This is a genomic window from Streptococcus parasanguinis, assembly GCF_032163505.1.
In the GTDB taxonomy this organism is placed as follows: domain Bacteria; phylum Bacillota; class Bacilli; order Lactobacillales; family Streptococcaceae; genus Streptococcus; species Streptococcus parasanguinis_V.
The window spans coordinates 1995446-2008518 of the sequence record NZ_CP134147.1; the positions used below are offsets into that span (position 1 = coordinate 1995446).

A 13073-nucleotide genomic window follows, 5' to 3' on the forward strand; every position below is an offset into this window, starting at 1 on the left:
TTATCACTCTGGTTTTTGCCTCATTTTTGGTAAAATAAAACAAAAGGAGACGAATATGAAAAGTGATAACCTAAAAGAAAGTAGAAATATCGAAGATCGTCGAGGGCAAAGCTACTCCCAGTCTTCAGGCAATAGTAATCTTGGCGGAGGCATTTTACAGATCTTACTATCGCCGGGGAGCTTCAAGAGTAAGATCGTCCTCATCCTTCTTCTGGTTCTTCTAGGAGGTGGTGGCGCTAGTCTTGGGGGTCTCTTTGGAAATGGGACTTCTTCTCAACCTTACCAATCCACCCAAGTCACGCGCACCAACAAGACCCATGTCGACGATGCAGATGCTGAGTTCGTCAGCAAGGTCCTTGGTACAACAGAAGATCATTGGCACAAGGTCTTTCAAGCTGAAGGACGCACTTACCATGAGCCCAAACTAGTCTTCTATACCGGACGGACACAGACAGGCTGTGGGGTTGGGCAAGCATCGGCTGGTCCCTTCTACTGTCCGACCGACAAAAAGATTTATTTGGATATGAGCTTCTACAAGGAATTGACAACCAAATACAAGGCTAGCGGGGACTTCGCCATGGCCTACGTGATCGCCCACGAAGTCGGCCACCACGTACAAAATGAGCTGGGAATCCTTGGCAAATACCATCGAATGCAACAAGGTCTTTCTGAAAAGGAACGAAATGCTATCAGTGTCCGCATCGAGCTACAAGCCGATTACCTAGCAGGTGTCTGGGCCCGCTCCATTCAAGACCGAAACCTTCTAGATATCGGCGATATCGAAGAAGCCATGAATGCAGCCCATGCCGTCGGCGACGACACACTCCAGGAGCAAGCCTACGGCTACTCGGTACCAGATAGCTTTACCCACGGGACTTCAGAACAACGCATGCGCTGGTTCAAACGGGGCTACCAGTACGGGGATCTCCAACACGGCGATACCTTTAGCTTGTCAGATAGTGAACTCTAAATAAAAAACGATTCAGAAGAATTTCTGAATCGTTTTTTTGATTAGAAACCAAGCCAGCCTTTGAAGGTATCCCAAGCGTTTTTCGCTTTTCCTGGGATATCGGCCTCGTCGATTGCTTTCTTCGCATTATCGACCATATTCGACGCCTTTTCTTTAACATCCTCAAAGAAACCTTTGTCTTCTTTGCTATCTGTTTCTGTCGTTTCTTCTCCGACTGGCGCAATGCCGTTTTCAGCATAAGAGTTCTTCACCGAGTCAAACTGGGTACCGTCTGTATAAGGCAGAACACTGTTGGCAACATTGCGGAAAATCTCGGACGCCGTTCCAGCACTACTGTCCGTCAGGTAGTGATTTTCATCGGTCGTTGGGAAACCAAGCCACTGACTGATGACCACATCTGGCGTGTAGCCGATCACCCACTGGTCTCCAGAGAGGTCCTTGTTAAAGCTGGTCTCTGTCGTACCGGTTTTTCCTGCCATGGTATAACCATAAGGCGCAGCGTTCACCCCTGTACCATTACTAAAGGTACCAAGCATCATATTGGTCATCTTATCTGTCGTTGAACCACTGAGCACTCGGGTTGATTTCTGGCTGTGGCTCTTGACCACTTGGCCGCTTGCATTTTCAATCTTGGTAATGAGGTGAGCATCATTCATGACACCACCATTGGCAAAGGTTCCATAGGCTTGGGCCATCTGCATCGGATTGGTTGTCACACCAGCTCCCAAGGCAACGGCAAGCGACTTGTCCACCTTGTCCATGTTGAGCCCGAATTTTTTCCCGTACTCAAAGACCGTATCAAGACCCAAATCATTAGCGGTCGCTACGGCTGGAAGGTTAAGGGACTCTGCCAGGGCCTGGTACATCGGTACCGTTGGGCTAGACTGGATTCCCGCGTAGTTATTGACCTCATAGCTTCCATATTGGGTGGTACTATTGTCCAATTCCTTATTGGTCGACCAACCTTCAGCAACAGCTGGACTATAGACAACCAAAGGTTTGATGGTTGATCCTGGACTTCGAGCAGCCTGGGTAGCGTAGTTGTAGGTACGGAAACCTGGATTTTGATCGCTTCCGACACGCCCTACGAGAGCCCGAACCCCTCCGGTCTTAGGATCGAGGGCGACACTACCAGATTCCGCGCGCGTGCCGTCTTCCGCTACTGGGAAGAGAGCTGTATTGTCATAGATCACCTGCATGCTTGCTTGGTAATTCTGATCCAGCTCGGTGTAGATCCGGTAGCCATTTTTGACAATGTCTTCTTCGGTCAGGCCATATTCATTGACCGCTTCATTGATGACCGCATCAAAATAGGATGGGTAGCGGTAATCTTCCGACTTGCCTTCATAGGCATCGACCAGCTGTCCATGGATATCCACAGCAGCCGACTGATCAGCCGTTTTCTGGTCAATATAGCCAGCCGCCACCATATTTTGGAGGACCGTATTGCGGCGATTGGTCGCATTCTCTACTGAATAGAGCGGGTTATAGATCTCAGGTCCCTTGAGCATACCGGCGAGTACCGCAGACTGATCCAGGCTTAATTGACTGGCTGAAACCCCAAAATACTTCTTGGATGCATCCTCAATTCCCCAAACCCCATTTCCAAAATAGGCATTGTTGAGGTACATGGTGAGGATTTCTTTTTTACTGTATTTCTTATTGATTTCAAGCGCTAGGAAAAATTCCTTGGCCTTACGCTCCACCGTCTGATCTTGAGACAGGTAAGCATTCTTGGCTAGCTGCTGGGTGATGGTCGACCCACCACCTGAGCGACCCAGGGTCAAAATCGCTAAGAAGAAGCGACCATAGTTGATCCCGCTATTCTTGTAAAAGCTCCGGTCCTCTGTTGCGACCACGGCATTTTGCAGATTCTCACTAATAGCATCGAGTTCGACGTAGGTTCCTTTTTGCCCGGTCAAACTTCCCGCCTGGTCCCCATTCTTATCATAGATAATGGTAGTCGCCTTCAGTGCATTCTGCAAATCCTTGACGTTGGTCGTCTTAGCAAGGTAGAAAAGATAGCCCCCTGTCAAGAGGCTAAAGCCTAGCCCAATGATCAGGAGAATCTTGGTCAAATGGAATCTGCGCCAAAAACGACGGAAGGGATGCTGAGAGAGAGGCTTGCTTCTGTGCTTGCCTGAGCGACTATAGGTCGGCTCTACTGTCTCTTCCGGTAGTTCCGTGTCTGGCACTTCTTCTGCCACCGCTTTGGGCGGATGATCCTTTCTAAAAAAAGTGATCAGGTTTTCAAATAATTCTTTTATTCTATTCATACCTGTTATTGTAACACCTTATCCTTGTCCTAGCAAGAAAAGATAGCTCATCCCCTTCTCCCATTTAGTTTTCTTTAAGCTTAGATTTTGCTACAATAGGGTCATGAACTATCAATTTACCATTCCACAATCCTTTCCCCAGATGACTGTGAAAGAGTTGCTTGAGGACTACTTCCTCATTCCCCGTAAGATCCGGCATTTTTTACGAACCAAGAAGCACGTCTTGGTCAATGGCGAGACCATCAACTGGCAGAGCCCCGTTCAAAAAGGAGACCAGATCCAGCTGATCTTTGACGCGGACGATTACCCTGAAAAAGAGCTCCCATCCGGAGACCCGAGTCTGGTCGAAGAACTCTATCAGGATGAGCATGTCATCATCGTCAATAAGCCTGAAGGCATGAAAACCCATGCTAATGAGCCGACAGAAATTGCTCTTCTTAACCATGTTTCCAGCTATGTTGGATCTACCTGCTACGTCGTGCACCGCTTAGACAAGGAAACCAGCGGAGCAATTTTATTTGCCAAAAATCCTTTTATCCTGCCCATTCTCAACCGCATTTTGGAAGATAAAAACATCCAACGCGAGTACTGGGCCTTGATCCAAGGTAGCTTAGCACAAAAAACCATCGTCTACAAGGATAAAATCGGACGCGATCGCCACGATCGGCGCAAGCGCCTGGTCGATCCACGAAAAGGACAGTATGCAGAAACTCAGGTGACGCAACTGAAAAAAATCGGGCACAACAGCCTGGTTAAATGCCAGCTCAAGACGGGGCGTACTCATCAGATCCGGGTGCATCTCTCCCATCATGGGCACCCGATTGTCGGGGACCCTCTCTATAACCCTGCACGCGGAGAGCGACTCATGCTCCATGCTCACCGCTTGACCTTCACCAATCCATTAACCCTTGAAACCATCCAAGTCGAGGCCCCTTCTAAGAGTTTCGAAGAAGGGTTGAAAAAATAAGAAAAGAACCGAAATAGTATTCTTAGAGACTTTCCTTAAGTGAGTACGGACGTCAGCGAACTTCAAAGAAGTTCCATGACTTAGTTTTGAGCCCAAGGTCTCAAAACTCCCGAGTGCTTGAAATTCTAATATTTCAAGCACTTTTCTCACTGCGTAAAGTCTCCAGTCATTATCGAATAATTCAAAAGATAAAAATCATTTAAAACAATTGACAGAATCTCTCATTTTATTTTAAAAACTTATCTGCATTCAAAAAAGAAGCCACAAAAAGAGGCTGGACAAAAACTGTTCAGCCTTTTTATATTTGATAGAAACAACTGTATGACGCAGTGGTTGATTGGCATCTTTGTTCGCTTTTTAAGCTCCAAAGATGACCTAATCAACTGTGCGGGGGTGGGAAGACGAACTCTTTTTAACTAGTCAGAGTTCTTTCCCACTCCCTTTTTATTATTGATAGCGTGGGGTGGCAAATCCACGGATATTGCCATGTCCGATCCGATAGGTATTACGACGAACTTGGTTGTTGGAGTTTCCTTCAATGGTGTGAATGATCCCATTTGAGACGCTCTCGACAATTCCGATGTGATCCGCAAAGCCATTGTTTTGTTGGGTATTTTGATCCCAGTTAAAGGTGATGATGTCCCCTGCTTTTGGTGTAGTGGTACCATCTTCATTCCAGATGCCCAAGCGTTTGAAAATCTGGATGTGACGTTCGACTCCACATTCACGGCCAATCAAACCGCTCAAACCTTCCCGCTGGAAGACTGTTGTGACAAAGATATCACACCAGTCATCGGTCGTCTTCACTGCATAACCAACTGGAAGTGGTTTAACACTGTTATAATCATTGACCAATTGTTGGTGAGCTGCAGTGCCGCCACGAACGCCCACTAGACTAGCTGCTGCCCGTAAGACACGGTCCCGTTGTCCATTCGTTACACGAGGACTAAAAGCAGTTTGATCTACAGTCGCACGGGGATGAAGGGCTGTTTGACCAAGGTTAAAGCCTTCAACGCCACCATCGACATAATCCACATAGACGTGAGTGGTATAGTTGCCTGATTGGTACTGGTGATTTGCTGCAGAAACCTGCACTTCTGTATGCATACCAGAAGGCGCTGTTGAATACCAGTAGAGATTTTCTTGATGAGCTTGAGACCAGGCTGCGACACGGATGTTCTTAATCCGACGTCCCTGAGGCGCTTGATCCACCGTTACCGTATAGGTTCCAGCACCTGAATTGACATTCTTAATAGAAGCTTGCGTCTTAGTCATGGCATTTCGGAACTCCACTTCTGTAGTCGTGGTACCAACACCTACACGAGAACCATCATTTTGGATATAGTAAAGGTGAACATGGTACTTACCAGTAGAGTTTTTGTGGTCACTCGCTTTGACTGAGACCTTGTAGTCTCCGTTTGCTTGACGAGTCGCTTCATACCAGCGGATGTCGTCTTGGCCGTCCTTATCAGACCAAGTAGGAACTTGCACAGTCCGCACACCTTTAGGGCTATAGACATCCTTGATGATGACATCAAAGGTACCCGCATCCTTGTTGTTGTTTTGGATTAAGAGACTGGCAGTTGGACGTGATTGATTTTTGAAATCAATAAAGGCTTTCTTGACAAACTTGTTTTGTCCTTTGGCATCCACATAGAAGACTTGCGCTTCATACTGACCATCAGCGTTTTCGTGGTCACTAGCTTTGGCTGTTACAGTATATGAACCGTCTACCTGGCGAGTTGGAGTGTACCAGATGATGTCTTTCATCCCATTGGCATGAGACCAGAATGGAATCTTCACTTCTGTATAACTATCGAAACCTTGAAGGTTCTTAGCTGTAATAGTGAAAGTACCGTCTTTTTCTGATTTTGTAATGGTCAGATCGGCTGACGGTTTAGGAGCTGTGTAGTCAATAAAGGCTTTCTTGACAAACTTGTTTTGGCCCTTGGCATCCACATAGAAGACTTGCGCTTCATACTGGCCATCAGCGTTTTCGTGGTCACTGGCTTTGGCTGTTACGGTATAAGAACCGTCTGCCTGACGAGTCGGAGTGTACCAGATGATATCTTTCATCCCATTGGCATGAGACCAGAATGGAATCTTCACTTCCTTGTAGCTGTCGAAGCCTTGAAGGTTCTTAGCTGTAATAGTGAAAGTACCGTCTGAATCTGATTTCGTAATGGTTAGATCAGCAGATGGTTTAGGAGCTGTGTAGTCAATAAAGGCTTTCTTGACAAACTTGTTTTGGCCTTTGGCATCCACATAGAAGACTTGCGCTTCGTACTTGCCATCCGCGTTTTCGTGGTCACTGGCTTTGGCTGTTACGGTATAAGAACCATCTGCTTGACGATTTGGAGTGTACCAGATGATGTCTTTCATCCCATTGGCATGAGACCAGAATGGAATCTTCACTTCTTCATAACCATCCAAGCCTTGAAGATTCTTAGCCGTAATGGTAAAGGTGCCGTCTGACTCTGATTTTGCAATAGTCAAATCTGCGGAAACCGGAGATTCCTGTTGAGGAACACTCTCATTTCTTGCTGCTACCACTCGTGCGCGTGCGCCATATGGTGCACGACTAGCTACCACAGCTGGTGCTGGTTGCTCTGATACAACCTTGTCGCTAGTGCCCTTGTCAGAAGACTGGTTATTGCTAAGAGTCGGTGTGACAGGTGCTGCCTCTGTTGCAACGGTATTTTCTGTCTGAATACCTTTCTCAACTCCCACTTCTTCGCTCACGGTATTCTGTGCTTCTGATGAAGTTGTTGTTGCAACGATAGCTGATGTATTTTCTGGTGTTTGATCAGACGCATGTTGCTCATCGGCTTTGACTTGTTGTGTCGAAAAAGCCAACAAAACGGCTGTCCCAGCATAAAAAATAAGATCTTTCTTTTTCATGTATCTTCCTTACAATTTTTTATACGGTTGTACCCACATAGTAGTATTATAGCACAAACCGCCGGATCAAGAAACAATATCATGAGAAGAATCCTATTTTTAAAGAAAACAGAAGGCCAGATTGGCCTTCTGATTAGCTTATGCAAAAATTGAGAAGAAAGGTGCTCCAAGCTTGTTATCCATCGGGTCCTTACTCTTAATAGAGTGAAGATAATTGATGGAGTACCAGCCGTTGTTGCCGCTATTATATGGATCGCGAACATAGGTTCTTCCATTGTCATAACCATGCAAGACCAATTCATGAGTATAAGGATCACTAGTAAATTGGCTATTACCTACTGCAGCAAGTACATGCTTGCCAGCCATGAGGGCTTCTGCAATGCCTCCAGCTCCATTAATCAATTGGCTCTTCAAGCCCCAGTTACGAGTGGCAGCTACAATCCCATCAGAATCTGTTCCTGCTTCACCTTTGTTGAATGAATCAGTATTGTTGTAGAGATAATCAGCTACTGTTGTTGGCAAAATAGTTCTACCTAGGATATCTGTAAAGGTCATAGCAAGGGAAGTTGGCACACAACCTGACTGATCGACATTGCTCACACCGTAATATTTCCCAGCCCAACGAGGATCCCGTTGAGAATAATAGGTTGTTTGTGGATTCACCTTTTGATTTCGTGGAGACAAGGCTGTCTGACCGAGGTTAAAACCTTCAACTCCTCCATCTTTGTAGTCCACATAGACGTGAGTGGTATAGTTGCCCGCTTCATTACCGTGATTATTGGCAGAGACAGTGATCTCTGTGTGCATACCTGTCGGTGTTGCGGAATACCAGTAAAGATTTTCTTGATGAGCTTTAGACCAAGCTGCGACACGAATATTCTTAATCTGACGTCCCTGAGGCGCTTGATCTACAGCTACTGTATAAGTCCCGTTCGTTGCATTGACATTCTTGATAGAAGCCTGCGTCTTAGTCATGGCATTTCTAACTTCTACGTCTGTAGTAGTGGTACCAATACCGATCCGAGAACCATCGTTTTGGATGTAGTAAAGATGAACATGGTACTTACCAGTAGAGTTCTTGTGATCGCTCGCTTTGACCGATACCTTGTAATCTCCGTTCGCTTGACGAGTCGCTTCATACCAGCGAATATCGTCTTGGCCATCCTTATCAGACCAAGTAGGAACTTGCACAGTCTGCACCCCTTTAGGGCTATAGACATCCTTGATGATGACATCAAAGGTACCCGCATCCTTGTTGTTGTTTTGGATCAAGAGAGTGCCGGTTGGACGAGATTGATTTTTGTAATCAATAAAGGCTTTCTTGACAAACTTGTTTTGGCCTTGAGCGTCTACATAGAAGACCTGCGCTTCGTACTTGCCATCAGCGTTTTCGTGGTCAATGGCTTTGGCTGTTACAGTATATGAACCGTCTGCCTGGCGAGTTGGCGTGTACCAGATGATATCTTTCATCCCATTGGCATGAGACCAGAATGGAATCTTCACTTCCTTGTAGCCATCGAAGCCTTGAAGGTTCTTAGCTGTGATGGTGAAGGTGCCGTCTTTTTCTGATTTTGTAATGGTCAGATCAGCAGATGGTTTAGAAGCTGTGTAATCAATAAAGGCTTTCTTGACAAACTTGTTTTGGCCTTTGGCATCCACATAGAAAACTTGCGCTTCATACTGGCCATCAGCGTTTTCGTGGTCACTGGCTTTAGCTGTTACAGTATAAGAACCGTCTGCCTGGCGAGTCGGAGTATACCAGATGATATCCTTCATCCCATTGGCATGAGACCAGAATGGAATCTTCACTTCCTTGTAGCCGTCGAAGCCTTGAAGATTCTTAGCCGTGATGGTGAAGATGCCATCTTTTTCTGATTTTGTAATGGTCAGATCAGCTGCGACAGCATTGGCCGGTTTTGTCGCCGTATAATCGATAAAGGCCTTTTTCACAAATTTGTTTTGACCTTGGGCATCTACATAGAAGACCTGCGCTTCGTATTTGCCGTCAGCGTTTTCGTGGTCACTGGCTTTGGCCGTTACAGTATATGAACCGTCTGCCTGGCGAGTCGGAGTATACCAGATAATGTCTTTCATGCCATTAGCATGAGACCAGAATGGAATCTTCACTTCTTTATAACCATCGAAACCTTGAAGGTTCTTAGCTGTAATGGTGAAGGTACCGTCTTTTTCTGATTTTGCAATAGTCAAATCAGCTGACACTGGTGTCTGATTTTTCTTTCCAATGGCTACTGTCGTCGTTGTTCCACCTACACCTGTCATTTGTCCATTGTTCTGAACATAGTAAAGATGGACATTGTAAAGACCGGTTGAGTTTTTATGGTCCGCTGCTTTTACATTGACGGTATAGGTCCCATTTGCTTGACGATTAGCTGTATACCAAACAAGGTCATCTTGACCACCTGTTTCTGACCAGATCGGTACAGAAACGGTTCGAACTCCATTTGGTGCCTGAACATTTGAGATGACAACGTCAAAGCGGCCCGTCATAGTATCGTTATTGACAATATCAATCTTCCCACTTAAGCTGCCTTCTGTTGGATCCGCTGCAGGTTTTGCGTTCGCTGTGAAGCGACCGGTATAGTCCACACTGTGGTCAAAGAGGTGTTTTCCTGGAAGCAATTCCGCTTGAGAAGTGAACTGCCAGGCGCCAGCTTTCCCATTGTAACGCAAGCTTTTCGCATCGTTTACAGACAGTTTTGGAGAAGGATATTGGGCAACCCAGAAATTCTGAAGACCAAATTGAGCGGTGTTGACAGGACCTTTCTTGCGAAGATTGTTTTCATCCAACCAGCTAGCACTGGTGTAGAACATCAAGTTGGTGTAACCATTTTTACGCATTTCGTCCGCCCAAGCTTGGGTGTTGCGGTTAATATTTGGCTGCATCTTGGCATCCTCAAAGTCATTGACCATGAGGGTGTTCTTTGGAAGATTCAAGCGTTGCGCTTCTGCAATGTAGAATCGCGCTTCTGCACGCGCTGCTTCCTCAGAAGTATAGCGTGAGAAGTGGTAGGTCGATACTTGCAGACCCGCAGCCTGTGCATTACGAATTTGGTTCTCCGCATTTGGGTTCTTGTACCAAGTGTCTTCTGTCAATTTGACAACGACACCGCCCACGCCTTTATTAGCTAGGGTACGGTAGTCGCCAATACTAATGTCTCCGTTGTGGCTACTCACATCAACGAATGATTTTGGTTGAACCGCCACATCTGTTGAACGACCAGCAGGAGCGTGAGCGCCTGTGTTAAAGAAGGTCGTGCTTCCTGTATTAGACGGAAGAGGAGTTTCTTCTTTCTCAGTCGTCGATGCTTCTGTAGCTTTCTCTACAGATGGGGTTCCACTTTCTGAAGCCGTGGTCTTGCTCGCAGGTGCTACAGACTGTTCGGTCACATTTGCTGGTGCTGCATAGTTACTTGCGATAGGTGCTACCGACTTTTCAGCAACGGCCACTTCTGGCACTTTTTCAGCTTGGACTTGCTTGCCTTCAGTAGTAGCGGCCTCGTTTGAAACCAGCTCATCTGCACTGACTCCCTGAGCAGATACAGCCATCAAGACTGCCGCTCCGGCATAAAAAATAAGATCTTTCTTTTTCATATAAACTTCCCTTTATACAAATTTTATACGTTAATCATTTTACCACACGGTTTCAGCGATGAAAAGTTTTATAAGGCAAATTTTTAAAATTAGTGATATTTTTTTGAAAAACTAAAAAAAGAAGTCTGTCTGACTTCTTTTGATCTTATGATAAATGCTTTAAGGCTGTCTTTAAATAGTGACCATCTCGGATTTCCTGACCAACACGCTTGGCATTGTCTACCAAATCTTGGTAATCGGCATCTGAAAGATTGTCGATTGTCTCCTTCAAGTCATGAAGAGACTCCACTGCAATCCCACAGCCCTTCTCAAGCACAAAGTGAGACAAGGCTGACTGTTTCCACACCACCAGCGGGAAGCCCGATGCTAGATAAAGCGACGCCTTGTGAGAGTTGTTGTAGCGAAGGTACTCGCCAAAAACACCACTACAGGTTTCCGCACTATCCCCATCCCAGACAAGTCCAAAACCACCCTCAAGGGCTGCAGGAAGCTCATCCGGTAGGAAGGATCCAAAATAAGTTTCATTCTCTAAAGCTCTACTCTCATCAAAACCAACACCATAGAGATTATAGGCAGGTTGTGCAGGAAGAGCATAGAGATAACCAGCTTTTTCCTGGGCCAAATTACCTGCCACAATCATCGGCTGGTCTTTTGTTTGCCCACTCTTCTCTTGGAAATTTGGAATCAAATAGTCGAAAATGCCAAGGCTGACAATCTTATCTTCCGCAATTCCTTTATCCACCAAGACAGATTTCATCACCGGGTTGTGGGCGATGATCCCATCAGCTGCTTTGAGAAAACTTGCTTCTTGAAGGTACATCCGAATTCTGTGTTTTAAAGGTAGTGAAGTCATGTTGGCATGGCGAAGCACTTCTAGGTCATGAATCAAGAGATAGACTTTAATCCCTCTTTTTTGTACTTTTTTAACCAAATGGGTTGAGAAAAAACTATGGTGAAGCATTGGAAACTGGATCAGCAACTCATCTCCTTGCTTTAGTTGATCCAAGGCTTGACCAAAAGCCTTTGCCTTATGGCGTTGAGCCGCAATGGTACTCATCTGATACCAATTGTCGACAGAAAGGACCAAGGGATGATAGCCTTCTTCTTTCACAATACTTTCTACGTCATTGCGTGCTTTATTTCCTGCGTTCTTTGCGTTGACATCATGCAGGAATTCTTCTTTTAAGTAGTATTTCATAGATTATCGTTTCTCTTAATCAAACTCATTTGCTACGACTTCTAGAGCACGCTCAATAACCACGTGCATGTCATAGTATTTATAGTCTGCTAGCCGTCCACAGAAAATGACCTTGTCATTTTTGGCTGCTTCTTCTTGGTACTTGGCAAACATAGCGTTGTTCTTTTCATCATTGATTGGGTAGTAGGGTTCATCTCCCCGTTTCCAGTCAGCTGGGTATTCGCGGGTGATGACTGTCTTCGGTTGTGTACCATACTCGAAGTGCTTATGCTCAATGATCCGAGTATAAGGAATCTCACGCTCTGTGTAGTTGACCACGGCATTCCCTTGATGGTTTTCCTCATCCAAGACTTCGTGTTCAAAACGAAGACTACGGTACTCCAACTCACCATGTTTGTAGTCAAAGTACTGGTCAATCATTCCTGTAAAGACAACTTTATCAGCTGAAGCTTCAAGCTCTTCACGATTGGCAAAGAAATCAACCCCAAGTTCTACTTCTACATCACCCAACATGTTTTCAATGATGACGTTGTAACCACCGATTGGAATCCCTTGGTAACGGTCATTAAAGTAGTTATTATCAAAGGTCAAACGAACTGGTAGACGTTTGATGATAAAGGGTGGAAGGTCTGTGGCAGAACGTCCCCATTGTTTTTCAGTGTAGCCCTTAATCAACTTTTCGTAGATATCTGGGCCGATCAACTTGATGGCTTGTTCTTCCAAGTTCTTCGGTTCAACATCTTTCATGTCAGCTGTCTGCTCAGCAATCTTGTCCTTGACTTCTTGAGGAGTCTTGGTTCCCCACATAGCATAAAAAGTATTCATGTTAAAGGGAAGATTGTACAGATTGCCCTTGTAGTTAGCTACTGGTGAGTTGATATAGTTGTTGAATTCAGCGAACTGGTTGACATAGTCCCACACTTTTTTGTTGGACGTATGGAAAATGTGGGCACCGTACTTATGGACGTTGATGCCTTCAACCTCCTCACAGTAGATATTTCCACCAATGTGATCTCGCTTGTCAATCACTTTTACTTTTTTACCACGTTTTGTAGCTTCATGTGCGAAAATGGCTCCAGACAAACCAGCACCAACAATCAGATAATCGTACATAATAGACTCCATTTTTCTATTTTAAAATATATCTAA

General features: G+C 45.4%; 7 protein-coding genes. 2 read left to right on the forward strand and 5 right to left on the reverse strand.

Features of this window, described 5'->3' with window-relative positions:
- Nucleotides 1–55: 55 nt before the first annotated feature.
- Nucleotides 56–970 (forward strand): KPN_02809 family neutral zinc metallopeptidase, encoded by a 915-nt coding sequence (ypfJ, locus tag RIN70_RS09730; RefSeq protein WP_003009045.1) that lies wholly within the window; start codon nt 56–58, stop codon nt 968–970.
- Nucleotides 971–1011: 41 nt separating this feature from the next.
- Here the strand turns inward: ypfJ and pbp2a are convergent, their stop codons facing one another.
- Entirely contained in the window at nt 1012–3246 is a 2235-nt protein-coding gene (gene pbp2a / locus RIN70_RS09735) for a penicillin-binding protein PBP2A (protein ID WP_049483801.1), read from the reverse strand.
- Nucleotides 3247–3349: 103 nt separating this feature from the next.
- Here pbp2a and RIN70_RS09740 point away from each other — a divergent pair, with 103 nt between their 5' ends.
- Nucleotides 3350–4213: an RluA family pseudouridine synthase gene (locus tag RIN70_RS09740; protein WP_195189299.1), complete on the forward strand. Its 864-nt coding sequence runs from the start codon at nt 3350–3352 to the stop codon at nt 4211–4213.
- A 447-nt stretch (nt 4214–4660) separates the two neighbouring features.
- On the opposite strand, the gene RIN70_RS09745 is transcribed toward RIN70_RS09740, so the two are convergent.
- From RIN70_RS09745 to glf, 4 genes are all read right to left on the reverse strand, one after another.
- Nucleotides 4661–7114 carry a GBS Bsp-like repeat-containing protein gene (locus tag RIN70_RS09745; protein WP_313790573.1) on the reverse strand — a complete coding sequence of 818 codons (2454 nt, stop codon included), beginning with the start codon at nt 7112–7114 and terminating at the stop codon, nt 4661–4663.
- Nucleotides 7115–7252: 138 nt separating this feature from the next.
- Nucleotides 7253–10726: a GBS Bsp-like repeat-containing protein gene (locus RIN70_RS09750; RefSeq protein WP_195623360.1), complete on the reverse strand. Its 3474-nt coding sequence runs from the start codon at nt 10724–10726 to the stop codon at nt 7253–7255.
- A gap of 145 nt (nt 10727–10871) precedes the next feature.
- Nucleotides 10872–11924 (reverse strand): sugar transferase, encoded by a 1053-nt coding sequence (locus tag RIN70_RS09755; protein WP_195623359.1) that lies wholly within the window; start codon nt 11922–11924, stop codon nt 10872–10874.
- A 15-nt stretch (nt 11925–11939) separates the two neighbouring features.
- Nucleotides 11940–13037 (reverse strand): UDP-galactopyranose mutase, encoded by a 1098-nt coding sequence (gene glf / locus RIN70_RS09760; protein ID WP_313790574.1) that lies wholly within the window; start codon nt 13035–13037, stop codon nt 11940–11942.
- Between the last annotated feature and the right edge of the window lie 36 nt (nt 13038–13073).